General features: G+C 47.9%; 23 protein-coding genes and 1 tRNA gene. 3 read left to right on the forward strand and 21 right to left on the reverse strand.

Features of this window, described 5'->3' with window-relative positions:
* Window positions 1–27: 27 nt before the first annotated feature.
* Together RE418_RS05740 and RE418_RS05745 are read right to left on the reverse strand one after the other, a co-directional pair.
* Window positions 28–1,203, reverse strand: a complete 1,176-nt coding sequence (locus tag RE418_RS05740) for a cell wall metabolism sensor histidine kinase WalK (RefSeq protein WP_025304813.1) — start codon at window positions 1,201–1,203, stop codon at window positions 28–30.
* Window positions 1,200–1,898, reverse strand: a complete 699-nt coding sequence (locus tag RE418_RS05745; protein ID WP_043140865.1) for a response regulator — start codon at window positions 1,896–1,898, stop codon at window positions 1,200–1,202. Before RE418_RS05745 ends, RE418_RS05740 begins: the two co-directional genes overlap by 4 nt.
* A gap of 127 nt (window positions 1,899–2,025) precedes the next feature.
* On the opposite strand from RE418_RS05745, the gene RE418_RS05750 reads away from it, so the two are divergent.
* Window positions 2,026–2,814: a MipA/OmpV family protein gene (locus RE418_RS05750; RefSeq protein ID WP_049204724.1), complete on the forward strand. Its 789-nt coding sequence runs from the start codon at window positions 2,026–2,028 to the stop codon at window positions 2,812–2,814.
* A gap of 1,138 nt (window positions 2,815–3,952) precedes the next feature.
* Here RE418_RS05750 and RE418_RS05755 read toward each other — a convergent pair.
* The 8 genes from RE418_RS05755 to RE418_RS05790 all read right to left on the reverse strand — a co-directional run bounded on the left by RE418_RS05755 (window position 3,953) and on the right by RE418_RS05790 (window position 9,761).
* On the reverse strand, window positions 3,953–4,807 hold the full coding sequence (locus RE418_RS05755) for a DUF4942 domain-containing protein (RefSeq protein ID WP_399676259.1): 855 nt from the start codon (window positions 4,805–4,807) through the stop codon (window positions 3,953–3,955).
* Window positions 4,808–5,036: 229 nt separating this feature from the next.
* Window positions 5,037–5,405 carry a TA system toxin CbtA family protein gene (locus tag RE418_RS05760; RefSeq protein WP_399675928.1) on the reverse strand — a complete coding sequence of 123 codons (369 nt, stop codon included), beginning with the start codon at window positions 5,403–5,405 and terminating at the stop codon, window positions 5,037–5,039.
* Between the two features lie 52 nt (window positions 5,406–5,457).
* Window positions 5,458–5,793: a type IV toxin-antitoxin system YeeU family antitoxin gene (locus RE418_RS05765; protein ID WP_399675930.1), complete on the reverse strand. Its 336-nt coding sequence runs from the start codon at window positions 5,791–5,793 to the stop codon at window positions 5,458–5,460.
* Window positions 5,794–5,804: 11 nt separating this feature from the next.
* On the reverse strand, window positions 5,805–6,284 hold the full coding sequence (radC, locus tag RE418_RS05770) for a DNA repair protein RadC (protein ID WP_004707123.1): 480 nt from the start codon (window positions 6,282–6,284) through the stop codon (window positions 5,805–5,807).
* A 182-nt stretch (window positions 6,285–6,466) separates the two neighbouring features.
* Window positions 6,467–7,087, reverse strand: coding sequence for a hypothetical protein (locus RE418_RS05775; protein ID WP_261277481.1), 621 nt, complete (start codon window positions 7,085–7,087; stop codon window positions 6,467–6,469).
* A 27-nt stretch (window positions 7,088–7,114) separates the two neighbouring features.
* On the reverse strand, window positions 7,115–7,669 hold the full coding sequence (locus tag RE418_RS05780) for a hypothetical protein (protein WP_399675932.1): 555 nt from the start codon (window positions 7,667–7,669) through the stop codon (window positions 7,115–7,117).
* A gap of 247 nt (window positions 7,670–7,916) precedes the next feature.
* A complete protein-coding gene (locus RE418_RS05785; protein ID WP_399675934.1) occupies window positions 7,917–8,807 on the reverse strand; it encodes a GTPase family protein in 891 nt (296 codons plus the stop codon).
* Window positions 8,808–8,903: 96 nt separating this feature from the next.
* Complete coding sequence (locus RE418_RS05790) at window positions 8,904–9,761, reverse strand: hypothetical protein (RefSeq protein WP_399675935.1); 858 nt, start codon at window positions 9,759–9,761, stop codon at window positions 8,904–8,906.
* Window positions 9,762–10,221: 460 nt separating this feature from the next.
* Here RE418_RS05790 and RE418_RS05795 point away from each other — a divergent pair, with 460 nt between their 5' ends.
* Together RE418_RS05795 and RE418_RS05800 are read left to right on the forward strand one after the other, a co-directional pair.
* Entirely contained in the window at window positions 10,222–10,443 is a 222-nt protein-coding gene (locus tag RE418_RS05795) for an AlpA family transcriptional regulator (protein ID WP_043140846.1), read from the forward strand.
* 654 nt (window positions 10,444–11,097) lie between these two features.
* The gene (locus tag RE418_RS05800; protein WP_073439306.1) at window positions 11,098–11,718 is read left to right on the forward strand and encodes an inovirus Gp2 family protein; all 621 of its coding nucleotides are present in this window, start codon (window positions 11,098–11,100) and stop codon (window positions 11,716–11,718) included.
* Between the two features lie 181 nt (window positions 11,719–11,899).
* Here the strand turns inward: RE418_RS05800 and RE418_RS05805 are convergent, their stop codons facing one another.
* The 11 genes from RE418_RS05805 to RE418_RS05855 all read right to left on the reverse strand — a co-directional run bounded on the left by RE418_RS05805 (window position 11,900) and on the right by RE418_RS05855 (window position 24,975).
* On the reverse strand, window positions 11,900–12,814 hold the full coding sequence (locus tag RE418_RS05805) for a restriction endonuclease (protein WP_025160286.1): 915 nt from the start codon (window positions 12,812–12,814) through the stop codon (window positions 11,900–11,902).
* Between the two features lie 135 nt (window positions 12,815–12,949).
* The gene (locus tag RE418_RS05810; protein ID WP_399676261.1) at window positions 12,950–13,672 is read right to left on the reverse strand and encodes a M48 family metallopeptidase; all 723 of its coding nucleotides are present in this window, start codon (window positions 13,670–13,672) and stop codon (window positions 12,950–12,952) included.
* Between the two features lie 18 nt (window positions 13,673–13,690).
* Window positions 13,691–16,969, reverse strand: coding sequence for a type I restriction endonuclease subunit R (locus RE418_RS05815; RefSeq protein WP_399675938.1), 3,279 nt, complete (start codon window positions 16,967–16,969; stop codon window positions 13,691–13,693).
* Window positions 16,966–18,012 (reverse strand): virulence RhuM family protein, encoded by a 1,047-nt coding sequence (locus tag RE418_RS05820; protein ID WP_399675940.1) that lies wholly within the window; start codon window positions 18,010–18,012, stop codon window positions 16,966–16,968. Before RE418_RS05820 ends, RE418_RS05815 begins: the two co-directional genes overlap by 4 nt.
* Window positions 18,009–19,238: a restriction endonuclease subunit S gene (locus tag RE418_RS05825; protein ID WP_399675941.1), complete on the reverse strand. Its 1,230-nt coding sequence runs from the start codon at window positions 19,236–19,238 to the stop codon at window positions 18,009–18,011. The genes RE418_RS05820 and RE418_RS05825 overlap by 4 nt, the downstream gene beginning before the upstream one ends.
* Entirely contained in the window at window positions 19,228–20,751 is a 1,524-nt protein-coding gene (locus tag RE418_RS05830; RefSeq protein ID WP_399675943.1) for a type I restriction-modification system subunit M, read from the reverse strand. The genes RE418_RS05825 and RE418_RS05830 overlap by 11 nt, the downstream gene beginning before the upstream one ends.
* Window positions 20,752–20,757: 6 nt before the next feature.
* Window positions 20,758–21,336 (reverse strand): restriction endonuclease subunit S, encoded by a 579-nt coding sequence (locus tag RE418_RS05835; protein ID WP_399675944.1) that lies wholly within the window; start codon window positions 21,334–21,336, stop codon window positions 20,758–20,760.
* 39 nt (window positions 21,337–21,375) lie between these two features.
* Complete coding sequence (locus RE418_RS05840; protein ID WP_399675946.1) at window positions 21,376–21,657, reverse strand: hypothetical protein; 282 nt, start codon at window positions 21,655–21,657, stop codon at window positions 21,376–21,378.
* A gap of 342 nt (window positions 21,658–21,999) precedes the next feature.
* On the reverse strand, window positions 22,000–23,196 hold the full coding sequence (locus RE418_RS05845) for a tyrosine-type recombinase/integrase (RefSeq protein ID WP_399675948.1): 1,197 nt from the start codon (window positions 23,194–23,196) through the stop codon (window positions 22,000–22,002).
* Between the two features lie 242 nt (window positions 23,197–23,438).
* Window positions 23,439–23,533 (reverse strand) — tRNA-Sec (locus RE418_RS05850).
* A gap of 98 nt (window positions 23,534–23,631) precedes the next feature.
* The gene (locus RE418_RS05855; RefSeq protein ID WP_089181504.1) at window positions 23,632–24,975 is read right to left on the reverse strand and encodes an esterase-like activity of phytase family protein; all 1,344 of its coding nucleotides are present in this window, start codon (window positions 24,973–24,975) and stop codon (window positions 23,632–23,634) included.
* Window positions 24,976–25,002: the final 27 nt, after the last annotated feature.

Consider the following 25,002-nt stretch of genomic DNA (forward strand, 5'->3'; position numbering starts at 1 on the left):
GCCGCCCATAATGCCCCCTTCAGCGCATTATGACACTGCCGGCAGGGGCAAGTTTATCGTGATTAACAGCCCTTTGCCGGCCGGCAGACTGGCCTTTATCGTTCCATGATGGGCAGCGCAAATCGCTTTCGCAATGGAGAGCCCGAGCCCGCTGCCGCCGGAATCGCGCGCGCGGGAAGTCTCACCGCGAGTAAAACGCTCAAACATTTGCGGCAAATAATCCTGTGCAACGCCAGGCCCCGTATCTTGAAAAGCCAACACGATTTCCTGTGCGGTCTGTTCGAGACGAATGCACATTCGATCGCCCTGGCTACAATAACGAAGCATATTTTCGATAAGTATGCTGAATACCTGACCTAGTCTGAATTCATCCCCAATAAAATGAAGCGGCCCGCCCTCCTCGATAGAGATGGACATGCCCGCAGCCTCCAACTGAGGTTTAAGCCAGGCGACTCTCTCCTTTAACACGCTATTGATAGTAAAAACGTTTTTACTTAATTTCAGTTGGCCCGCACTGGCCAGAGAGAGGAAATACAGATCGTCAGTCAAATAACTCAGGTTTTTTAATTGCGTCATCACCATATTCAGCTGTGCCTGACTTGCAGGAAACACGTTGTCTATCATGCCCTGAAGGCGGCCCATAGCCCCGGTCAACGGTGAACGCAACTCATGGGCCAACGCCACATGCGACGCTTTTATTTCACGCTCGTATAAAGCGAGTTTATTGACCATCTCATTGAAATTTATTGAGAACCTTATTATTTCATCAGGACACGCCTGGACCAGCTCGGCTTGTTGCTTAAAATTTCCCTGAGCCACGGTTTCCGCAACGTCGGTGAGATTTCGGAATTGGGCGGTAAGAGGGCGTGCGATGCGCACGCACATTAACGTTATCAATGGAACGACAACGATCAGGAAAATAAGCAGCCATCCCCAATTTAAAGAAGTCAGCGAAGGTGTACTGTAATCCAGCCCCCAATACGTATCGACGATCTCATGAAACGCCTCTATGTCCAGGCTGGGGTTCTCGCGCAGCACCAAGAATCTTTCGTAAACCGATGCCGGCATTTCATGAATGACATAAAAATACTGGGCAGCAAAAATGCCCCACATCGCCAGAATAATGGTAAAAAGCGTCACGATGGCGACGATGACGATGCGAACAGACACCCAAAACAAAAGAGATTTATTTTTCCTTTTCATGATTTGCAAAACCTATAGCCGACGCCGCGCACATTAAAAATCACGTTATCAACGCCTGCCGCTTCAAGCTTTCGTCTTAGATTATAAACATGCGTATCCACCACTCTTTCGAGCGCATCGCTTTCAGGTAAACATTTTTCAAGTAATAGCTGACGACTCAGTGGCCGTGTCGACGCTTTCATTAACGTACTGAGAATGGAAAATTCGGTTAATGTTAAATCCAGAACATGGGCGCCGTCCTCGCTCGTGATGACTCTCGCTACCATATTAGCGATATCCAGTTCGAGCCTTTCCCAGCGCAATATTTCTTCGCCAGCCAGCTGACTTCCGCCGCTTCGTCTTAACACTGCCTGCACACGTGCCATAACTTCACCGGGGTTATAGGGTTTAACGATATAATCATCCGCACCATAACGAAGAGCGCCAATTTTATCATGAGGTTCCCCCATGGCCGTGATCATGATAACCGGCGTATTCACCTTGCGCCTGAGCGCCGCCAATATTTCCGTTCCATTCATATCAGGCAACATCACATCTAGTAATATGAGATCGGGTTTCCAGGTTAAAGCCGTATTCAAACCAATCAGCCCATTCCCCACCACCGCGACATTATAGCCTTCACGCTTAAGGTAAGCCTCCAGTACATTTGCCGCATCGACATCGTCTTCAATGACTAGAACCCGTTTATTTTGCATCTCATTCCCCTGAAGGATCTTGGCTATTTATTGATTATTCATTGACGGTTAATTGACAAATCATCGGCATACTCCGCCTTGCGTGAACAGTCTTATCATACCGATACACATAATACCGAGGCTCATAATGTTAGAAAAGAAAATCATTAAAAATACGTTGGCTCTGCTGATAATATCCAGTATTTCCCCAAGCTATGCAAGCGATAACGATAACAGCGGAACGGCATTTACCGTGAGCCTTGGCGCGGCATCATCGCCTAAATACAGTGGTTCGAATGAGCAAACCTGGGGAGCCGCACCGCAATTTCATTTCCAACAGGATAACTTTTTTGTCGATTCAATGAATGGTGCTGGTTTTCGTTTCCAAAGCGAGAACGGTTTATATTTCATTCCAACGATAGGCTATGATTCAGGGCGAACCGATGAAGATTCAGGTTGGCGTAAAGGCTCTGACGCGCTTAAAGGCATGGGGGATATTTCAGCAACCGTTAACACTGGCTTAGCCTTGGGATGGGCGGTAACGCCATGGTTGGTCTTAGAGGGAAAAGCCACCCTGCCGCTGAGTGATGGCCAGGGGATATCTTACGCGACCTCCGTCGATTTCATTCCTGTTCTGGATGAGGAGGATACCGTCGCGCTAAAAATCAGCGCATTATTTGCAGACTCTCGCTATATGAACACCTGGTACGGCGTTAATAGCACGCAAAGCGCTAATTCGGGTTACTCACGTTATAACAGCTCGGGCGGTTATTACGGTACCGACGTGAGCCTGACGTGGGCGCATCAGTTTACCGAAACCTGGGGTGGATGGGTTGGCATTAACCATACCTGGCTGGGGGATAACGCCGCCAATAGCCCTATCGTTAAACAAAAGGAGGGGACAACGGGAGTCGTGGCAATAAGCTACACGTTCTAAGCCAGTGCAAAAAACCTGAAGCCGCAAAGTGATGTTCAGAAGAGTAATGGGACTTTAAAGATCCTCCACTCAACAGCTTGCTGTAATTAAAGTTTCATTACTCTTCAACCGACGATTCAAGGAAATTTGACTGATGAAGTCAAAAACTGGGGTTTTAACGCGGCTTTCAAACGTTTTAGTAACGGTTTGAATATATAAAACCTGGGGGTATTAACGCATTGCGGTAGATCATGAGAAGAGCATGACTTGAAATCACAGGTTATTGCTCCTGCTCCGTTGCCGAGTATGGCAATACCACTTTGAATGCTGGAGCATGGCCTTTCATGACAATGAATCACGGTGATGAATATTGATACCAGTAAAAAAATTAACGACATGGTTTTCACGATGGCCTTCCTCATTACAGTTTAACTGTCTTGAATGGTTTATTCACCAAAAAGGAAAGCATGCCAAAAAATCATCAACCCAGTGTCAATCCACTGCAAAGAAACGCTCAACATGGCGCCAAAGTGAAAATACTCCGGTCTTTCACACCCGGATAGCCGGATTAAATATGCAGTTATTTATTTTTACAGAACGTACGGAACATAATCAAACCGAAAGTGGTAACCCAGTAAAACAGGATGAATTTATGTTTATAAAGATTGCCTATTACCTTTTAACCCTATCATCAACGCTTGCGTTATCCGGCTGCGTTTCGCTTTTCTAATCGTCAGAGGCCTGAATGAAGTCACTCATTTACATTTCTGTTCTGTCATCCATTTTTTTACTCAGCGGCTGTTTATCCATCGGCACGCACCTATTCAATAAGTAGCCGTAGTAATCCTTCGCGCAGCCGGACAATCTCATTGTCTGGCTGCAAGATCTCATATCCATCTAGGTGGACGGTCATTTATGCTGCAGAGCTCGGCTAACACAGAAGAACAAGGGAGACGATGATGCGATCACAGGAGTCGCATAAGAGACTTATTAATATGATATAAAAGGAGTTATTTGAAATGGATAATTAATTAACCCCCACAAGCACCCCCAAATGCTTTTGCTTGCTTATTTTTGTATGAAAAACAGGCAATAAATGACTCATGGATCTTGCAGATTTTACTCCATTTTTGATCTGGTAAACAGGCTCACTTATTTCTCAAAACGAATAGAGGGCATACTCTTCTCGAGCTAACATCCCTGGATAGTGCTTCGCCACGATATCGTTCATTTTCTCCACCAGATCCAAGCGTTTGAAAATCACATGCGCGGTACCTTTCTGAAAATAGCGGATACCAAACAGCTCATCCTCGTAACTCTGCTGACGAGGGTTATCCCGGATATACTCCATTAACCGCACAGAGATATCCCCACGATTGTCAGGAACGGGCTTACCATCCAACAGATACAACATTCGCTCCAAATCAACTAACTGGTCCCGCCGCCAGCCCCAGCTTAAGCTGAACCCCCAACGGTTATGCGTTACCAGATTGTTGACAATGATTTTCTTACCAAACTTACAGGGGCTGTTTGTTTTATATTCCCATGATAGTCCCCTGAAAACATTGATAACACCGCGCTCAAATACATCCTGTTTATTCAGATGTAGCTGTTCAAAAGTGCTGAGGATATTGTCTTCATTGATAGCTGGTAGGTCGCCCTCTTCCAAATTTTTATACCACTGCTCGCGAGCTTCAGCATCCATGAGAGCCAGCATGCCAGATTTCATCATCAGATCACGCCAAATACTGCGATCGATATTTTTGGTGATCAACTTTATAGCTTTGTCTGGCACTTCCATTAACCAGCAGTCATAGCGGCTTCCTTGTCTCATCGCCCACTCGCCAGCAGTCCCCCCACCAATTGAAGAAGTGAGTGAAGATATTTCACTAAGCTGATAGATCAGCTGTTCTATCTGTTTCAGAGCGCTATCACGGCCAGCAACGATTCGCGCTACGCTGGTCGAGCAAATCACCTCGCTCTGTTCAACTATGACTTCAGGTTCAGTTTGCATCATCGTAATCCTTACATAAAAGCAAACACGCCTACCAAATCGGTTAGACGTATTATGCAACAGATAAAAAGGGGATAAAGCTCAGGAAAGAGAGTGTGGAAAGCGTTTCGCAAAACCTAGATGGCTAATAGCTTTATTGCCTATCGAATGCGAACTTGCCCTCAAAAAAACAAAATCTGCCAATCTGGGTGGACAGGTAATCAACATGCCAGCAGTAATCCGGACAGGCTCATGTCTGCTTTTCGCCCCGGATAACTGAGGTGATGGTCTGGTAACCCAGACGGGTCATCAGGCCGGTGGCTCGACGGGCACGGAGAATATCGATAGCCGTGATGAAGGGAGATTGTTCCTGGCAGGAGACCCCCCGGCGATCGATGCGAACCAGGCCAAACTTTTCTACCGTGAAATTCAACGCATCAGCCAGAGAGATACCGGCATCAATATGTTCGTGGATCACCGCGTCATCACTGAACTCGGTATCGTTAAGCGCCAATCCGTAATGCTGTTCCAGCAGATACGTGAGCATGGATTGCCAGACAACAACGGGTGATGGGCAAGCGTAAGCCGCCTGTTTCGGAGTGACAGGTAAGGTCTGCATGTGGGTTATCTCGTAGTTAGCTAGATGATCGATAGATATAAAAGGCGAAGATTTATGCAGTTGATTGGGGAGTAGGATAAATGGCGAGATACACATAACCCTGTGATCCCAGGCTATCGGCCTCACAGGTCAAGCCATTGCGATACAACGTGACACAGTGCTGGTGGCGAGGGTTGAGCTCACCGGAGAGCAGCATCAGTTCCAGGTGGTTGATGAACTGCGGGAAAGTGTTATCTACATCTCGTAGCTGCGCGTCGCTGAAGGTCCCGCTGATATCGGCACGGTCGGCCAGAAAATGCAGCCGGTCGCCTTCTTGTACCAGGCGGGCACCAAACTGCGGAGTGACGTTGCGTTTAAGTCCCCAGGCTGGGGTAGTGATTGATGGCATCGTGTCTCCCCCTATAACAAGCCGTGCTCAGCAAACGAATACACCGTCATGCCGCCGACAATACAGTGATCTAGCATCCTGACCTCAACTAGTGCCAGTGCATCTTTAATCTTGCCGGTGATTTGTCGGTCGGCCACGCTGGGCTCAGCGTGGCCGGAGGGATGGCAATGTGCCAGAAGTACCGCAGCAGCATTGTGTTGCAGTGCCGCTTTCACGATTTCGCGGGGGTGGACCTCGGTACTGTTGATACTACCGGTGAACAACGTTTCGTGGGCCAACAATCGGTGTTGATTGTCCAACCAGAGCACCATAAACACTTCCCGCTCCAGTCTAGCCATTCGCAATCGCAGCCAATCGCTGACGGTACCGAGTGAAGTGAATGAGGTTCCCGGTTCACGCAGATGAGTCTCCAGCAAGAACAGAGCACGTTTGACAGTACGCTGCGTACTTAATGGCAGTTCAGTGACCACCGGGGATAAGGTTAAGTTCATGAATTTTTTCCCGTTGTTTTCAGTCGTTCATATGCATGATGGCGCTGTATTCAGGGCTCATTGAGCAGTAGCGCAGGAAACTGCTTGAAATAGGTCATCTCGGCTCCTTAATACAAAAAGCCCCATCGCGATCAGCGACAGGGCTCGAAGTGAGTAGCAGAATGATGGCGTTATTCAATTAGCTATTGGTGATCAACAAGACGTTTGAGTGGTGATAACTGACTATTGCCTGATTTGATGTCGCATGATGTAGCCTTAGCATCAACCAATGCCTTCCCCAGGGCTGGGGCCAGCAATTTCGCAGGGTATTGGAAGCTGTACGCCAGAGGGACATGATCGAAGCTGCTGTCATTATGGTAGAAGTGAAAAACAAAGGTTCCGGTCTTGTGATCCAGCATTTTTGAAACAGCCTGTGCCAAATTGGCTGTCAGCAGACTATCCATCAGCGTATCGGGATGATCGATACTGATATTCATTTGATGAGCCCCTGCCGGATAATACTGCAGAGTCATTCCCGTTGCCCCATCAGCCTTATCACCATAGATATCTTTCAGGTAATACAGGATATTCAAACGCGCTTCATCAGCGTTGCAGGTAAGCCGGAATTTCTCAGTGACCTTCCCCTTCTTCCCCGTGATGATAAATTCATCAACGCCATCCATAATACGGTCATGCTCAACCTGTACGTTGTCAGCCACCACATTCCGGTATTCTACCGGCTTGGGATCATAAGCCGCTGCGCAAACGGCCTGACTCAACAGAACACTGACCAACAGGGTAAACATCATTATCATTTTTTTCATGTTCATCATCTCCTTGATAAAAATAACTTATTCCGAATCTGTGAGCGTGACGTAAATATTCCCGCCTGAGCGCACTTCTATCGTCAGCGGCTCTTTTGAGCCGGTATTCAGCAAAACCTGAGCCTGATAAAAACGCCCTGCCACCTCCTCCTTGATATCTGTGATACGGATACAGTGCTCCTCGATACCCTGACGCTGCAGGATTTTAGTGACCACCGGGCAAGCGCTTTGCGCCAGCCGTTCGGTACCCGATTGCGTTTTAAAATGATTACCGGCCACGGCTGACAACACGGTGCAAATCAGCCATACCTGTAACAAGCGCCAGGGTTTCCTCTGACGCTCGTCACGTTGACGGAGATAAACCATCGGAAGCAAGAACCATCCCATTGAAGGGGGCGTGATCTCCTGCTTCATCAGGTTAAGTCGGTCGAGCAGCACCCAAATAAGCGAGAGCACCATATACAAGCCAAGGGCAATCTCTTTAGGAAAGAAAATGGCGAAGGGTATCCAGATAACCGGAAGGCCAATGGATAAACACCAGGCGTAAGTGTCTTGCTTGAGAAACGGGTAAGGTTTCAACATAGAGAAATATTCCTTTATTAATAATTAATTAGAAAACAGTGGGATTAAACGACCTCCCCAGCGAGGGGATCGTATCGGGATGTAAAGAGGAGGGATAATCGTTAGTGAAGATCAATAAACCGAAACCGATCGTTGAAATCTATCGTTATTATCGATCGTTAAGTAATAACCAATAGCAAAAACCTATGATTAATCTATGTTCTATCGGCGAAACAGATCGAACACAGGGCAGGTTTTTAGATAGGCGTTAAAAGAAGCGATGCCAGAGTAATTTGGCCAGAGAGAGCAGCCGAGAGCGGGCCTGTTTTAACCATGTTCTGAGTGCGTGTGATTCCAACAGGGCCTCCACGCTTTCGTCAAAGATGTCACCTACAACGCGGCTAAAGCCCTCCTGTGCCGTGGTGGTCACCTTCTCTGTCCGATACGCAGGCTCAAGTTGACGGGTAACCGCACTGCTGGCTTTGTCGGGTAAAACGGTGATTAGGGTTTCGACCCACCGAGGTATATTGAAACCTTCAGAGGCAGAAACCGCCAAGACAGGATGAACGGGAGAAAACACGGTATTCACCTGAGTCACCTTCTCCTGCAGGTTCTGCATCTGCCGCAGAGAAGGTTGGTGGGTTGCAGTATCCCATTCTCGGCAAGGCTCTATTTTATCGGCTTGGCAGAGGACGAACAGAAAGTGGGCGGGTTTTGCGCCCTGTGAAACCAACTGCCGATAACACCGGGTATCATCATTCCAGGCACGGTCATCAGCTTTCAGTACCCAGACAATCAGGTCCAGCTTATTCAGCCAATGTTGGTACAAGCGGGCATACATCTTATCAAGCGTGGGTGTTTCACCGATTCCTGGGAAATCAATAATGTTGAGAGCATGCAGACCATCAGAGGTTTTGTACTGTTGAGCACGACGGGTACACCCCTTTACCGCATCCACGTTGGCAGGAGGAAACCTAAAAAGCGTATTGCATAGGCTGGATTTGCCCGCTCCCGACTTTCCCATGATGCCAATCACAGGTTCGTAGTGAACACACTGGAGCAGACGTTCGACCAGCTCATCCGACAGAACGCCGGGGAGACGGGATAGGGATTGTTTCGTGACCTCAGGAATTTTCCCGATAAGGGTACTATCTGACACATCGACCTCCGTGAATTAGATAATCAGGCGGCAGCTGTACTGACTGCCGTATTCATGAAGGTAATGTCGGTCTGAAAAATTATTGAAATTTCCGGATTAACGCTCCCTGATGTGTTCCAGTCCCTTGAGGAAAAATCTTTCTTTGTTATTGCCCGCTCCCACACCGGTGAATAAACAATTCGCGCTGCCAAACCTCTTCATCAGAGGTGGTGAGATTAACCTTTGCTTCAGTGAAACCGGGTTACGTAATACCGGGATAAAAAAGCCACCAGAGTCTTTATGCTGATGTTGTTTTTCAAATATGAGCGCGGCCCCGATATACTTGTCTGAAAAAATTCTTTCCGTTTTCCTTTTAATCATATCCGCCTGCCTGAGGTACCGGATGTTAAAGAAATCATAACGCCCATCATACTTATCCCATAACGCCTCCGTCACAAGCAGCGGCAAATAGGTTGTCTGAGAGTTACAGAGCAATGACGTTTTTTTCTCATCTTTGATAATCCATCCCCTGAAGCACGTTTTCAAAAAAACAGTGCGATACTCACTGTCAGGTGCCCGAATATATTTATTTAAAGCTTCCAGGTAAAAGTCAGCAGAAATATTTTCATGGGCTTTTTGTTCTAACCAGGAAAGGAAGTTTTTTGCCTTCTCCTGAGGATTAGTCATTGGTTGCATAAGAAAGTTAGCCTGAAGCTCAGCGTCTGCATCATAGTTAACGCTGGCATAGGCGCTCAGTATTTCTTCTCGCGGAGTGAAGTTTTCAAAGATGGTGAACTGTGCTTTTAGCCGGGATGAGGTATCCCCTGTTTCCACCTTCTGCCTATGCATTTCCTCCCGTATCAGCGACTCAAGGTAGGCAGACCTTTTCATCCCCTTCTTTTCTGCCGCGTTCGTTGCCCACTCGTATAAGCGCGTATCAGAAGTATAAGCCGTAATTTTGTGCTTACTCGCCATATATCAGCATCCCTCAAGGAACAAAAAACAATCACAAGTAGGTTACTTTATTAAAAGTACCATTTCATTAAGCAAGTTACTACTGGTGAGCCACTTTTAAATAAAATGTTTATATTCAATACAATACAAAAAAAGTTGTATGGCGCTTTTTAGCCATACATGACTTGAAGGCCTGAGACCACAACCGGAACAATCTGACCTAAGAATGTCTTTCTGTTCTGTAACCCGAGCACCTAGTCATCCACCGAACATATCTTCCTGTGGGAAGTTCGGGTTCTGAACATCTGGCAGGGCGCATCCAGACAAAGGGAGACTCTTTCCTGGAAATGCCTGACAGGCAGGGCCCTCCAGAGTACGCATTATTTTTTTACACAGCCTTCCATCACCTGAGGAAGGCTGCAACGCAACACTGAGAACCAGTCATTCCTCCTTTCACTTTTAACGTAAAGGAGATATCCCCATGAACACATCCCCTACTCTGCTTAACGACCAGCTTGTCGATATGACATTCATTACGACCTACACTCAATGCAGTGATAAATGGTTTTACAAACTCATCAGCGAAGGACGATTCCCCAAACCCATCAAGCTGGGCCGCAGTTCCCGCTGGCTAAGGAGCGAAGTGGAAACCTGGATGCAGCAGCGTATAACTGACTCGCGTGGTAACTGCGTAGGTCTGTAAAAAAGAAAGGCTGCGCCATCACCAGTAAGGTCTGGCAGAAGCCAAAAATGGATTGAACAGGAGTGGTTTAATTAGCGCTCCCTGTTTTTAGAAAACAAGGTTTTATTTTATGTTCTGAATTGATAACCCTGGAGTAAAAGCTAAGCAGAAAAAATATATCATAGCGCCCCCTACAAGGCACTGCAAAATAATTACCACCAATTTCAATACAGTATATATATTATATATAAGATATAAATAAATGGATAATTAAACATAAGAAAGACAACCAATGAAAGAGTAATAAATTAAGTTAAATCATATTCATCATGTTGATTTAAATATTATACACTCACTCTAAAAGACACAGTTAAAATGTAATTTACGGGCCACTACAAACACCACAAATAGTAAAAAAACGGCCTATAGCTCATAACAAGACATTAAAGCATGATGAACGACAATCACTAAAGCCACCTCTATTCAGTATCACATAAATATAAACCAGCAAGAGAATTTATTGTCAATTTTCACATTAGCGACAGTTGATACATACCCTACAGCACCATGCCTTTCTACCTAATGACACCTTAACTCTCATTCGTGCATCCATCACTGCCATTTGCTCTGGCAGGGCCTACGCACGTCTGGAATATTCCCACAGGAGCAATCTTAATGACCAACAGTAAATTTGGCCCCCTGAACCCTGACTATATGAGTCGTATTACTGAAATCATCAACAAAGCAACAAAAGCCCATGCCAGAACATCCGTTTTCACCTTCGTACTCAGACTGCCTGAGTACCGTGATACAGGTGACAGTATTGCCTGTGCCCCTAATCTGAAGCCCGGATTAATGGAACGCTTCACAGGGGCGCTGAGGGCGCGTATAACAGCCCATCAGCAACGACGTAAACGGGTAAAGTCCCAGGTATGTCCAACGGACCTGAGATACGTATGGGTGCGTGAGGTGGGGAGCAGCGGTAAATCTCACTATCACGCAGCGATATTCGTTAACAAAGATACTTTCAATGGCTTAGGGGATTATTCGAAGGAAGAGCATAACCTAGGGAGCTACATCTGCGAGGCCTGGCTAAGTGCATTAGGTCTACTCGATTTCCCTGAGTACCGAACGCTAGTTTCCTTCAACAACACGCCACACTATCTGGAGAGTCTTCGGGTGGACCGCTTTGGGCAGCAGTACTTGGGATTACGACGCCACCTGAGCTACTTTGCCAAAGAACACACCAAGGCCTACAGCAAGGAAGACCGTTCATTTGGAGGAAGTGTCAGATAAGCCAACAAAGTGTAGGGGATACATTTTCTCCTGCAGTGATGAGGTTCATTTCCCTCCTCTTCAGGGTCATCCTAGAGGCATTCAACTCAAGTCGACCATTCAGAAGCACAAAGACCAGCACTCAAAGAAAAATCTTTCCAAACAAATAGCCGGAGCTGTCACTCCGGCTCGGATTCACTCATTACTCAAAGTAATCCATATCTAGTTTGGGCACTTTAACCAAACGGGAAGAAACACCGACTTCGTTCTCAATCATCAAATGAACCAGGCGTTCACCATCAACCAAAACCATGCCCTCAACGGAATGGGCAAAATCTCGTGCCTGAGAAGTAAAACCGGAAGTGGTGATAAACACGCCACGTTTGGCCTTTTGTCCCGCCAGCGCACCATAAAACGCCTGGAGTTCCGGGCGGCCAACTGTGTTCTGCCAGCGTTTAGCCTGTACGTAAACCTTTTCGAGTCCCAGTTTATCAAGCGAGATGATACCGTCGATGCCACCATCACCGGTGCCTCCCACACGTTGTAGGTCATCCCGATGTCCGCCATATCCCAGACGATGAAGAACATCCAGGACGATAACCTCAAAACGTGCTGGGGAGACTTGCAACAGATTTTCTAACAGCTCGTCAGCAACCGCGTCCCGTAGCTCTTTTAACGCCTGATCAAGTCGATCATCCGGGCTGCTTTTTGCCAGCTCGTCCTGATTCAGTACCGCTGGTCTTGGATCAAGATCGACAGCATCTGGCTGCTGTTTTAGCTTCACGTTCATGAAATTAAACGCCAGATGGTTCACTTCCCCGTCAGTGAGTGGCTGGGTATGGGCATGTACCCAATTAACTCCTTCTGGCGTTAAGCACCACTTTCCTCTGGATAAACTTTGCGATAAACCGGCTCGCTTCAGGCGGTCATGTGCCCAACCAGCCCGATTTTTATAAACTAACTGACCGCTGGCAATCACTTCTGCCCGCTGATTATCATCAAGATTAAGTGCATCAGCAGCGGCTTCGTGCGCATCGCGAGCCGGTACGCCATTGGGTTTATCAGCCAAATAGCGTAGCAATGGCTCAATAAATTTATCGTAGGTAGGAACAGCCATAGAAACATCCCTGATAATGTTTTTATTGGATAGGTTGGTAGCTTAGCAACCAAGTGTACTTCCAGCTCGTGATGAAGATGTATATGTACACCACTGTTACCAATTTAACTGACTAAGGTAAACCTCATCTCCACATCATAAATCAGAAAATATCATCCCCGCCATCCCATCCAATCGCTTCTTGGTCTTCTCCCACTCCGGCATTACCTGCCCCATGAGCCGGTAGAAGCGTTCACTGTGATTATGCTCGGCCAGATGGCACAGCTCATGCAAGATAACGTAATCGATGCACTCACGCGGGGCCTTTACCAGATTGGGGTTCAGAGTCACCCTTCCATTGGGGGAACAACTTCCCCACTGAGTCTGCATGGTAAGAATGCGCAATGGAGGTGAGTCACTGACCCATAGCGCTTGCTCCAGCATAGCGGTCAGCCTTCTGGCGAATACTTCCCGTGCACGGGCCTTATACCAGTCAGTCAGCAACTGCAGGACCTTTTCAGCGCTTTTATGATGTAAAGTAACTTCCAGCTTACCGCGCAACATTTTTACGCCCTGAGCGTCAGAGGGAGCCACTATCACCTTAAGCATGTACTGTTTGCCCAGGTAATAGTGACTCTCGCCACTGATATACTGTCGTGGCGTAATATATTCCAGCTGTTTGCGGAAATCCCTCAGCTGCTGATAGATCCAGCGCCCACGCTTTTCAACAGCATTCAGAACCTGTTGGTCATCGGTATCCTGTGGCGCGGATACCACAACCCGGCAGTCAGGGTGAACTTTTATCAGAATGCGCCCATTCACCAACGGCCGGGGTTTACACTCGAAGGTAATTCGTTCATCACCGTAAATGAAGCTCATTACTCTTTCGCCCACGATTTAAACTCCGCTCAGCCCTACACGGGTAATCTGGACGATCATTTCCACGATCTTTTTCGCCTGATCCATTCCGCCACCGATTGCCTTACACTCTTTAAACATCATCGGTAGAAGCTTCTTGCGGATATCAGCCTCGATATTTTGCGGATTGATCGAATTCTCAGCCACTGAGATATCAACAGCCTGGTCTACTTCAAAAGCAAGCTTCACCCATTTATCGATAACCTGAGAATCGGTAACAGCAAAAACCTCCGGCAACACTTTTTTGTACACGCCGAAGTAAGCTTGCGCATGGTGATTACCGGCAAACACATCAGGTATTTCGTTCAGCCGCCGCTCCTGTACTTGCTCCTCAAACTCACGAAATAGCATGTACTGCTTGAGAGGGTGATCAAACAGTTTTTCCGCCTCTTCAATAGCCAGACGCAGTAACTTCGAGAAGGCTTCCTGGGCATAAGGATCATCACGTAACTCCTGCTCAATCATGCGGGTTACGCGGGTTTTGATAATATCCGTTTCGTTGCGGGTTTTATCCTCGCTCCACTCTTCGGGCCGTTGTCCCATTTTGCTGACTTCATACACTCCATCAGGCTCGCGGACTTCTACACCAACAACGTGTTTATCCAGCAGCTTTTTAACCTGTTCCGTGTACTGGTCATAATCTACCGTCTCACCGGCATCCTGCTTCACCAACTGGCGCAGGCTGGTAAATTGCCTCAGCGTCTCTTTATAGTGCTGGCGATCTTCTTCGCTGAAACTCTTATCCTCAAAGAAGGTAGCCGACTGCAACGCCACTTTCAGGCAGCTGGCAAATTGTGTGAGAGCCTCATAAAAGTCTTCACGAACTTTAAGATGAACATCAACCATTTCGCCGTACTTTTCTTCCGTGCGCGGCACCAATACCTGACGCAGCTGCTCAATATCGTTTTTATTTTTTACACCCGCGAAAATCACCCACAGATTTTTATACAGCTGGGGAAGGCGCTTGTACTCCGTACTCATCTGGCCGTACAGCCCCACCAAGTCATCAATATCAAATCCGCCCTGCGTGCGGGATGCCAGCTTCTGGTAATCCTCAATGGTGGTATCCAGCTCCTTGAGGATGCCCCGATAATCGATTAGCAGACCAAATTTCTTCTTAGGATGAAGGCGGTTAACGCGGGCTATTGCCTGAATCAGGTTATGCCCTTTAAGAGGCTTATCGATGTAAAGCACGGCATTTTTGGGTTCATCAAAACCGGTAAGTAACTTATCGACCACAATCAGTAGCTTCAGCGAATCATCTTTATCAAAACGATCAATGACATTGCGCGTATAAACCTGCTCATCCTGAGAGCCGACGTTATCCTGCCACCATTTGGTCACATCAGGGATACCAGATTCATCCACCTCGGTATTCCCTTCACGCGTGTCAGGCGAACTGATCACCACGGCAGACTCAAACAGCCCGGCTTCATCAAGATACTTTTTGTATTTGATTGCTGCTGCTTTACTGTCACAGGCGAGTTGCCCTTTCAGGCCATCGTCGATGTTTTTGACAAAATGGTTGGCGATATCCAGCGCAATAAGGTGGATGCGATCGTCAGCGTTATAGATCTGTCCCTTATTAGCAAACTTACGCTTCAAATCGGCTTTTTGTTTATCCGTTAACCCCTCGGTGATACGGTCAAACCAGGTATCTATAGCTCGTTCATTCACGTTCAGCTCGGGCGGGCGCTCCTCGTAGAGAAGTGGAGTGACGGTCTTGTCCTCCACCGCACGCTGCATGGTGTAAGCATGAACGATGGGACCAAATTTATTCGTGGTCTTATCATCTTTCAGCAATGGGGTACCGGTGAAAGCAACAAAGGCCGCATTGGGTAGAGCCAGCTTCATGCGTTGGTGACTCTCGCCGCCATGACTGCGGTGGCCTTCATCAATCAGCACAATAATATCGGGGCTGGTATTCACGCACTCAGGCAGTCGGGTGGCCGTATTGAATTTCTGAATCAACGAGAAGAGAATACGCTCAGTCCCCTTGCCAATCTGTTCGGCCAGGCGTTTGCCAGAGGTGGCAATAGCATCAGCTTTATCCCTTTTACCGGCCAGTTCCCCTGTTGAGATAAAGGTACGACTGAGCTGGTTTTCCAAATCGACGCGATCGGTCACCACGACGATGCGACACTGCTTGAGAGTTTCACTCAGAATCAGCGCTTTGCTCAGGAAAACCATCGTCAGTGACTTACCTGAACCGGTGGTATGCCAGATAACCCCACCGTTGCGGCTGCCATCAGGGTTCTTCGTTTCGATACGCTGTAGCAGTCGTTTGATACTGAAAACCTGCTGATACCGAGCAATGACCTTACCGGCTTTCTTATCAAACAGCGTGAAGAAGCGAGCCATATCCAGTAGACGTTCAGGTAAAAGCAGACTGATAAGCAGCTGGTCCTGGCCCGTTATAGCCAAATCGCCCGCTGTTGTCAGATGTTGATACCATTCCAGGCAGGCAACCGGACGGTGGCTGAAGATTAAATCCATCTGCTGTGCTGTGAGCTTGCGGTTTTTGATGGCAAGCATCTCCAGATCGGAGATATCTTCTTCCCGCCATGTAGCCCAAAATTTGGTCGGTGTTCCGCAAGTCCCGTAACGTCCATCATGGCCGTTTATCGACAATAAGATCTGGCTGTAGGCAAACAGTCGCGGAATTTCATCATGACGCTGGTTTCGCAGGCTTTGTGAGATCCCCTCGTCAATAGTCGGCCCTTTTTTAGCATTGCCGTCTGGGCGCTTAGCCTCGATAACGACCAGCGGAATACCATTCACAAAACAGACAATATCGGGCCTACGCGCCTCAATACCGTTAGCTCGTGTCACGCTGAACTCTTCGGTGAAAACAAAACTGTTGTTATGCGGGTTGTTCCAGTCGATCAACGAGATTGTTGGGTTCGCCCGTTTGCCATCGATAAATTCCGTCACTGAAATGCCGTACAACAGGTGGTTGTACAGGTGCTCATTGGCGGTAATCAAACCCTGATTTAATGCCGGACTGTTAACCTCCGCAACCAGGCTATCAATCGCTTTGTCAGAAATGGCATGCTCTTTACCGGCAAAGATAAACGTCCTCTTAGCTAACTGTTCACGCAAAATCTGGTTCAAAACCACCTGATCTGCCTTGCCTGCTCGCGCAGACAAGGCTTGCTGAGGTGAAATATATTTCCAGCCTAAATTGCTCAAGAGAGCCAGCGCCGGGAGCTTGGCGCTGTACTCTTCCTGGAATTTTGGCGCGATTTGCATGCTCATGATGTTCCCTTATCTTTATCGGCTTTCCAGTGCAGTAGCTCGGTAATATCCTTTTCACCCTCGGCCTCTTTTAACAAACGCCGCTGCTCTGCAAATCGTGCATATTCATCCTGAGCTTTTTCATCTGCCATTTTCTTACTGACAGTGCCCGCTCCCTGCAACACATTGCGGTCGTTGAACTGCAAGAACTGATCCAGCTTATCCTGCCAGTCCTGTAAGAAGACCTGCTGGCGGCGCAGAGCCTGATCTTCGGCATAGTCCAGCCACATATTCACCACACGGTTCAGCTCACTGACCTCTTTCTGGATCAGGTAGTTTTTAGCGACCGTGACATCGCCTTTTCGCACGTCATTGCCTTTATAGCTGGTGAGCCCCATATGGGGCTTGCTGGCATCTGCCCGCAGGTGGATCAACTCAGCGGCTGTATGCCCGGTGCAGGCAAAGTGGAGCTTGTTCTGGATGGTCTGAAAGAAAAGCGTGGTCTCTTTCAGAGAGGGTTGATAGTCAGCGGCCAGCGCGAAAATCTCCCGCACTCGCAGGTAAACTCGCCGCTCGCTGGCACGAATATCGCGGATGCGCTCCAGCATCTCGTCAAAGTAGTCGGGAACCACAGAAGAGCCGACGGGCGGATTCTTCAATCGCTCGTCATCCATCACAAACCCTTTAATCAGGTATTCCTGCAGGGTTTGCGTGGCCCACTGACGGAACTGAGTCCCCCGGACTGAGCGAACGCGATAGCCTACGGCCAGTATAGCTTCTAGGCTGTAGTGCTCTATCTCTCTGGAAACCTGACGCTTTCCTTCCTGGCGAACTATCCGGAATTTCCGGATAGTTGAATTTTGACCAAGTTCGCCTTCTGAAAAGATGTTGATCAGATGTTCGTTGATGGTACGAACATCCTTAGCGTATAGCTCAGCCATGGATGCCTGAGTCAGCCAAAGCGTGTCTGACTGAAAGCGACACTCAACGCGTGCACGGCCATCCTCGCTTTGAAACAACAGGAATTCCCCTGCTGGTGGTTGAGGTAAGTGTTTATCAGTCATGCGACGTCCACCTTCACACGGCGTTTACCGGTAAGAAGTTGCTGCATCAGGGCTTTTTTTTCTTGTTTCAAGTAGTAGAGTTTTTGTTGTAATTTTGTAATGTGATTATCAGCGGATAAGAGAATTTCAGCGATTTTCTTTTGCTCTTTCGGTGCAGGATAATTAATAGGAGTTTCTCTAAGCTCGTTAATACTAATATTAAGTTGCGCTGCGCCCTCGGCCTTATCTAAGATACTTTTCTGGACCTTATCTGATAGGTACAAATAAGTTAAAAAAGTTTGGTCGTGATTATTTTTCGCAGTAATCCTTCCAACTCGCTGATTCAAATAGCATGGCAAATCTTTGGCTGTAACCCAAGCATAGTTATTAAGACTTCCAGACATTCCAAATAGAAAATCATTCTCTAACAATGAGAATTTTTCCAATCCTTTTGTTATCTCTGGGGAGATTTTCACAGAATCAGAGATATCCAGCCTTCCATTTTTCAGGTTGTTCATTCTAATGACAGGTATTCCATTATCAGTATTAATGAACGTATTGCTTTTAAAAGTAAACCCCGAATCAATAGTAGCAATGTCGCCCAATACTCCCCCCATCCACCTGTCACTAAACCCTGGTAAGCGTGTATGGCCATTGAGCAATTGTTGCATAAGTGCTTTTTTCTGCTGCTGGCTATTGGCCAGCAGTTGCTCAGAGGTTGCAATCGCCTTATCCCAGGCAGAAAGGATTTTGGCGATTTTCTTCTGTTCTGGCAGTGGTGGAACAAGTACTGGAAATTCTTTTAGTTGTGTAGAGTTTATACTTGCCAGGTTAGTGCTTCTCTTGGCACAACTTAGAAAATATTTTTTCCCGTAGCTACTTGCCGCTAAAGCAGCAAGATAAAAAGAGTCCATTTCCTGCGGTATTGGTCTTACCGCAAAAACATGATTTTGATGTAAGCATGGCTTAATCTGAGCCTGCCAAACATCACCCCTACCTAATTTATCAAAGTCCCCACCTTCATTCATAAGAACATCACCAAACTTGAGCGAATAACGCTCAAGTTGATGGCGTTCAACTTGAATATCCTTCACATCATTAAGGTTTATATGCCCATCTTGAACATTAGCCACTCTTAGATATTGAACTGTTATTGGATCTTTCAGTCCAGATTTCCCCTTCGCTACTCCAGACCTTACTTCCGCAATAGTTTTGAGTGGCACTTTCTTCCATCCCTCAGGCACCATAACCCAATTCCCCCAGATATTTCACCATCTCCAGTTCTAGTTCAGCCAATTGCGATTGCAGTTGCTGACGCTCGGCACGGACCGCCATCAAGTCGATTTCCTGTTCTTCTTCAAAGGTATCGACATAGCGGGGGATATTCAGGTTGTAGTCGTTGTCGCGGATCTCCTGCAGACTGGCAAGATAAGCATATTTTTCGACATTATCACCTTCACGATAGGTTTTAACGATTTTGGTAATATTTTCCGAACTTAGCTGGTTTTGATTTTTACCTGATTGAAAATCACGACTGGCATCGATAAACAATACGTTATCGTCCACTTTACTCTTTTTAAAGATCAGAATCGCCGCTGGAATACCTGTGCCGAAAAACAACTTTTCTGGCAAACCAATAACCGCATCGAGAAGATTTTCGTCTATCAACTTCTGCCGAATTTTTCCTTCGCTGGAACCACGGAACAACACGCCATGGGGAACCACCACGCCCATACGTCCGGTTTTCGGCTTCATGGTTTCGATCATATGAAGGATAAACGCAAAGTCACCCTTAGTTTTAGGCGGAAGCCCACGGCGGAACCGACCGTAATGATCGTCAGCCACATCATCAATCCCCCATTTCTCCAATGAGAAAGGTGGGTTAGCTGTGACCACATCAAACAGCATCAGATTAGCATTTTTATCGAGTAGCTTGGGATTGCGGATCGTATCACCCCACTCGATTTTATGGTTATCCTCGCCATGCAGAAACATGTTCATTTTAGCCAGCGACCAGGTTGAACCAATGGCTTCCTGCCCGTAAAGTTCATAGTTCTTACTATGGTGCTTTTGAGCTACCCACTTACCACACTTCATCAGTAGCGAAGCAGAACCACAGGTTGGGTCGCAGATAGATTCCCCTGGCTGTGGGTCAAGCAACGCAGCGAGCAGATCTGACACTTCGGGTGGCGTATAGTACTCTCCGGCTTTCTGGCCGCTGTTGGCAGCAAACTTGCCAATCAAATATTCATAAGCGTTACCTATTACATCTAATCCCCCCACACGGCTGGGCTTAAGATTCAGCTCTGGATGAGTAAAATCTTCGAGTAACTGCTTCAAAATCAGATTCTTTTGTTTTTCATCACCAAGCTTATTCGTATTAAATGAAATTTCTTGGAACACGCTTTTGCTACCATCTTTCAGCTTAGTGCCGTTAGCTTCTTCAATTGCGTGTAGAGCTACATCGATACGTTCACCGTTACCTGCCTCACTTCGACGCTTATAGAGAGCATAAAAGCTAGCATCTTTCGGTAGAACAAAGCGTTCGTTCTTCATCATCTCTTCAATCAGCTCTGGTTCATCGCCATACTGTGATTGATACTCATCATAATGATCCTGCCAGACATCCGAGATGTACTTCAGAAACAGCATGGTAAGGATGAAGTCTTTGTAAGTATCAGGGCTAATGGTGCCACGGAAGGTGTCACATACCCCCCACAGCACTCGGTTGATGCGGTCCTGATCGATCATATTGGTCATAACGTGTTAATCCTTTAGCAATTTTTGCAAAATACCAACTTCAAGCTGGCGACGGTTGTCCTGTAACTTCTTTATTAGATCGTCTTCATGATGCCATATGCGTTGAAGCTGGCCGATCTGATGCTGCGTTTCTATCGTAGGTACTGGTATCGAGACTTGCATTAATGCTGCTTTAGTAATCAACTGGATGTTTGAACCACTACGCTGAAACTGCAGTTGAATCATTGGTTGATTGAGGGCCCACCCCAAATACTCCGGAACAAATTCACTCTCTTTCTTTTTAAGCGTGATAACCAGAAATTGATTGGTTGCAACGACAGGAATATCCCCACGGTAAACGGCAGCGGTATTGCGATTCCCTCGAGCCGCAACCACAATCTGACCGTGTTCCAACAACGGCGGTAGGGCATTTTGTTCCCATGAAACTGCAGGCAAAACATAAGGGTCCCACTGCCAATCCAGCTCAATATCTTTAATCTGCAAGATGCGGACATCCCCTCCAGGCACCGGAGTTATTGCTTCACGTAAGGTATAGCCTGAACGGATATCTGCAATCTCACCTAATTTCTTTAGGGGTGTCGGCATATAGTCCTCTGGTTATCGCACCGCCCTTGGCGCACTTTTTTAGAAAGCAGTCGTAACTGATTGGCTCCCGAGCCAATCATAAATTTCTTTGGATAACCCATATCCAGCCCATTCCCACTGCAAACGAGTGACTAACAGACCATCGTCACTATCCATAACCGCTTTGAGATGATCACGTACCTGCACAGCCGACTGGTTTGTAACGATAATCCAAGCGGATTCGAGAGGATGGCACCAAGTTCCGTAGGACTTGATGCGCTCAATTAGTGAGGAATAGTCTTTCTGCTTACGCAGATCGTAGTTGATTTGATATACTGACATAGATGTTATCTCCTGATTTTCGACGTTGGGATTTATATCATCGCGACAGGTTGCACCCTGTCGCACCACCACACCAATATCTATAGAGATGGTACTGCAATAAAAGCGTGGTCGATTTGTTTATGATGGAGCAAAAAAAATTAGCCGTCAACAACTAAAATAAATGCAGTACTTACTCTATAGATTAAGTCTTGGAAGTTTAGCATCGGATTATTGACGATGAAAATTGGTTATAATTTGTGTGATTTGTCTTTTTAGGACTGCTTAAGTATCGAAATGAATACATTACGAGTTCAGGAAACCCATAGTTTTATTTTTCTAATACTTTGTTTTTATGTGAAATTAACCGGTTATAACTGATTCATTTATCGTCAGTCCATCAATGTAATCCCCATACCACTGCATCATCTCCCGCCTTCCCTCCAGGTAATGCGCATGGTTATACGTGCCACGAATCGCGTTCTTATCCACATGAGCAAGCTGCGTCTCTATCCAGGCAGAGTTGAACCCCTGCTCATGCAAGATAGTACTCATTGTGTGGCGGAAGCCGTGCCCTGTCAGTCTTCCCTTATATCCAAGCAACTCAATCACCTGATTAACGCTTTCCTTTGAGATCGGCTTTGTCCGGTCATTTCTTCCAATAAATACCAACGGATACATTCCGGTAATCGGCTTCAGCGACTGAAACAGCTCCACAACCTGCTCCGACAGCGGAACGATATGGGGCCGTTTCATCTTCATCACTTCAGGAGGGATCTCCCAGAGACGCTTCTCAAAGTCGATATCCTGCCAACGCGCAAAACGTAGTTCCTGAGTACGAACCCCCGTTTGCATGATGATTTGCGTCGCCGTTTTAGTGATCACACTGCCTGTGTACCCGGCCAGATCCTTGATGAAATAAGGAAGTTCTTCTGCGGTAAGGAAGGGAAAGTGGGTTTTCTTTGGCGTTGCCAAGGCAGTCGCCAGATCGGGAGCCGGGTTGTATTCCGCACGCCCGGTCACAATGGCATAGCGAAATACCTCACCACAACGCTGGCGTACTTTACGCATCTTCTCCAGCGCACCGCGCTTCTCCAAGCGCCGGAGCGTTTCGAGCAGTTCCATTGGCTTAATCTCAGCAATCGGGCGTCGACCAAGATAAGGGAATATGTCCTTCTCGAAGGTATCAATGATTTCATAGCGATAGCGTAACGACCAACGATCGGCCTTTTGTTTGTGCCACTCGCGGGCAATAGCCTCAAACGTGTTCTCAGTAGAGAGCTTTTGCGCCAGCTTATCCGCCTTCTTCACCTCACCAGGATCGCCACCGGCAGCCAAGATTTTGCGCGCTTCATCTCTCTTCTGACGTGCATCAGCTAAAGAAACGTCCGGATAAACGCCGATCGACAGCATCTTTTCCTTGCCGACAAAACGGTACTTCAGTCGCCAGTATTTCGAACCATTCGGCTTGACCAGCAGATACATTCCACCACCGTCAGTTAGCTTGTAAGCCTTATCCGTCGGCTTAGCCGTTTTCACCTTGATATCCGTTAGTGGCATAGCATCTCCATTGAAAATATAAGCAGCGGCGTATGTGTGGCACAGCCAAGTCAGAGGAATCAGGGGTTACCACATAGTCTGGGGGTGCCAAAAAAGAGCATACAATTTTACACCCCCTAAAGCACCCCCAAAGTTTTATTGATGCAGGTAGAATCCAGTTGAGCCCCAGAGACAATAGTAAGCATTAAATCCAGTAATTACAGGTGTTTTGTTGAGATAAGGAGAGTGTGGGAGACATTGATTGGCGGAAGATCACAGGAGTCGAACCTGCCCAGGACCGCTGGCGGCCCCAACCGGATTTGAAGTCCGGCCGCCCCACCGGGGACGAGGATCTTCCTTGGAGAAGAGAAGAAGCAAGGCGCTGATTATAGCGCAGTTTGTTCGTTGCGCTAAGCGGGAAATGGCGGCCGCCGGCGATTCGGCGGCCGGGGAGCGCTACTTCAGGAAATCCTTCACGTCCAGCAGGATGAACTCGTTGTCATCCGCCATATTGGGCTGGCGGCTGGAGGAGAACGGGAAGTTATTGTCGTTACCGACGATGATGTGGTTGGCGTCCACCACGTCCACGTTCTCGATGGTGAAGAACGGGAAGGTCAGCACGCCGTCGTTCAGCGGCTTGCGCGCCAGCTTGTTCGGATCCTGAATGTTCATCAGGTCGATATAGCCCAGTTTTTCGACCGGTTTGCCGACGTTGGCGTCCGAGAAGGCGATTTTATACACCCGCTTGAACTTGGCCACCTGGCTGAAGCAGTTGTCGGTCGGCGCGCCGGCGGCGCAGGCTTTATCCGGCGTGCCTTCGCCGTTGTCGCGCTCGATCACCAGCCCGTGGGTGGCGTCGATCATGTTGAAGTCGCCGATGGCGTTCTGGTTGTCTTCCAGCACGTACTGCCAGCTGCGGCCGGTCCAGGCCTGCTGTTTGACGTCGAACTCCAGCACCCGCAGGTAGCGTTTGCCGCCGACGTTCTCGAACTGCTCGCCATCCCACAGCGCCCCTTCCAGCAGCGGGTACAGCTTGCTGCCGTCCGGCGAGGCGGCCATGCCTTCAAAGCCTTTGGAACGCGCCACCTGGAAGTTCTGTTTGCCGTCCGGCGCGCCCGGCAGGGTTAGCGTCGGGTTGTCCGGCGATTTCACCACCTTGCCGTCTACCTGGGTGTCGAACACTGCCAGCACCTTGCCGTTCAGGTCGGCCTTGATCAGGTAAGGCCCGAACTCTTCACCGATCCACAAGGCATCATCGGCAAACTGGAAGCTTTCCGGATCGAAATCACTGCCGGTCAGATAACGTTTCTCGGTGCTTTCGTTGATGATGTGGAACGGCACCTTTTTATCCGGATCGTGCAGGAAAACCGTCTTCAGCGGCGCGACCGTGCCGTCTTTGAAATCGATCTTGTAGTGGTTGAGGTACAGCATGGCGTCCGGGGAGTTGGCCTTGCTGCCGAAACCATTGTCGGTCAGCACCCAGTAGGTGCCGTCGGGCATGTGTTTGATGCCGGAGTGGCCCTGCAGCGGCTGGCCGTTGATCGGCAGGCCGATGCCGGTCAGGCGATCGGCGGATTTACCCGCCACGCTGCCCAGCTCGGTGACGCGTTTGCCGCTGGTGTACTTACCGCTCTGCTGCAGATCGCTCGGCGCGTCCTTCGGTGTGGAAACGGCGGATTTCACCGGCAGCAGCGCATGCCCGGCCAGCGTCGCTTGCACCGGCTGCGCGTCGGCCCACAGGTTGGCGCTCAGCGCCATGCAGCCGACCAGCAGCGCCAGCCGGGTTTTGGTGTTGTGCATGTCATTGTCCCTTTTCGTTGTTATCGC

This window comes from Serratia sp. szju, assembly GCF_044594185.1.
GTDB lineage: Bacteria > Pseudomonadota > Gammaproteobacteria > Enterobacterales > Enterobacteriaceae > Serratia > Serratia bockelmannii.

Bases quoted from the DNA above. Each gene is read 5' to 3' on its own strand.
- RE418_RS05740 (WP_025304813.1), bottom strand. From the start codon at position 1,203: ATGAAAAGGAAAAATAAATCTCTTTTGTTTTGGGTGTCTGTTCGCATC.
- RE418_RS05745 (WP_043140865.1), bottom strand. From the start codon at position 1,898: ATGCAAAATAAACGGGTTCTAGTCATTGAAGACGATGTCGATGCGGCA.
- RE418_RS05750 (WP_049204724.1), top strand. From the start codon at position 2,026: ATGTTAGAAAAGAAAATCATTAAAAATACGTTGGCTCTGCTGATAATA.
- RE418_RS05755 (WP_399676259.1), bottom strand. From the start codon at position 4,807: ATGCAAACTGAACCTGAAGTCATAGTTGAACAGAGCGAGGTGATTTGC.
- RE418_RS05760 (WP_399675928.1), bottom strand. From the start codon at position 5,405: ATGCAGACCTTACCTGTCACTCCGAAACAGGCGGCTTACGCTTGCCCA.
- RE418_RS05765 (WP_399675930.1), bottom strand. From the start codon at position 5,793: ATGCCATCAATCACTACCCCAGCCTGGGGACTTAAACGCAACGTCACT.
- radC (WP_004707123.1), bottom strand. From the start codon at position 6,284: ATGAACTTAACCTTATCCCCGGTGGTCACTGAACTGCCATTAAGTACG.
- RE418_RS05775 (WP_261277481.1), bottom strand. From the start codon at position 7,087: ATGAAAAAAATGATAATGATGTTTACCCTGTTGGTCAGTGTTCTGTTG.
- RE418_RS05780 (WP_399675932.1), bottom strand. From the start codon at position 7,669: ATGTTGAAACCTTACCCGTTTCTCAAGCAAGACACTTACGCCTGGTGT.
- RE418_RS05790 (WP_399675935.1), bottom strand. From the start codon at position 9,761: ATGGCGAGTAAGCACAAAATTACGGCTTATACTTCTGATACGCGCTTA.
- RE418_RS05795 (WP_043140846.1), top strand. From the start codon at position 10,222: ATGAACACATCCCCTACTCTGCTTAACGACCAGCTTGTCGATATGACA.
- RE418_RS05800 (WP_073439306.1), top strand. From the start codon at position 11,098: ATGACCAACAGTAAATTTGGCCCCCTGAACCCTGACTATATGAGTCGT.
- RE418_RS05805 (WP_025160286.1), bottom strand. From the start codon at position 12,814: ATGGCTGTTCCTACCTACGATAAATTTATTGAGCCATTGCTACGCTAT.
- RE418_RS05810 (WP_399676261.1), bottom strand. From the start codon at position 13,672: ATGAGCTTCATTTACGGTGATGAACGAATTACCTTCGAGTGTAAACCC.
- RE418_RS05815 (WP_399675938.1), bottom strand. From the start codon at position 16,969: ATGAGCATGCAAATCGCGCCAAAATTCCAGGAAGAGTACAGCGCCAAG.
- RE418_RS05820 (WP_399675940.1), bottom strand. From the start codon at position 18,012: ATGACTGATAAACACTTACCTCAACCACCAGCAGGGGAATTCCTGTTG.
- RE418_RS05825 (WP_399675941.1), bottom strand. From the start codon at position 19,238: ATGGTGCCTGAGGGATGGAAGAAAGTGCCACTCAAAACTATTGCGGAA.
- RE418_RS05830 (WP_399675943.1), bottom strand. From the start codon at position 20,751: ATGACCAATATGATCGATCAGGACCGCATCAACCGAGTGCTGTGGGGG.
- RE418_RS05835 (WP_399675944.1), bottom strand. From the start codon at position 21,336: ATGCCGACACCCCTAAAGAAATTAGGTGAGATTGCAGATATCCGTTCA.
- RE418_RS05840 (WP_399675946.1), bottom strand. From the start codon at position 21,657: ATGTCAGTATATCAAATCAACTACGATCTGCGTAAGCAGAAAGACTAT.
- RE418_RS05845 (WP_399675948.1), bottom strand. From the start codon at position 23,196: ATGCCACTAACGGATATCAAGGTGAAAACGGCTAAGCCGACGGATAAG.
- RE418_RS05855 (WP_089181504.1), bottom strand. From the start codon at position 24,975: ATGCACAACACCAAAACCCGGCTGGCGCTGCTGGTCGGCTGCATGGCG.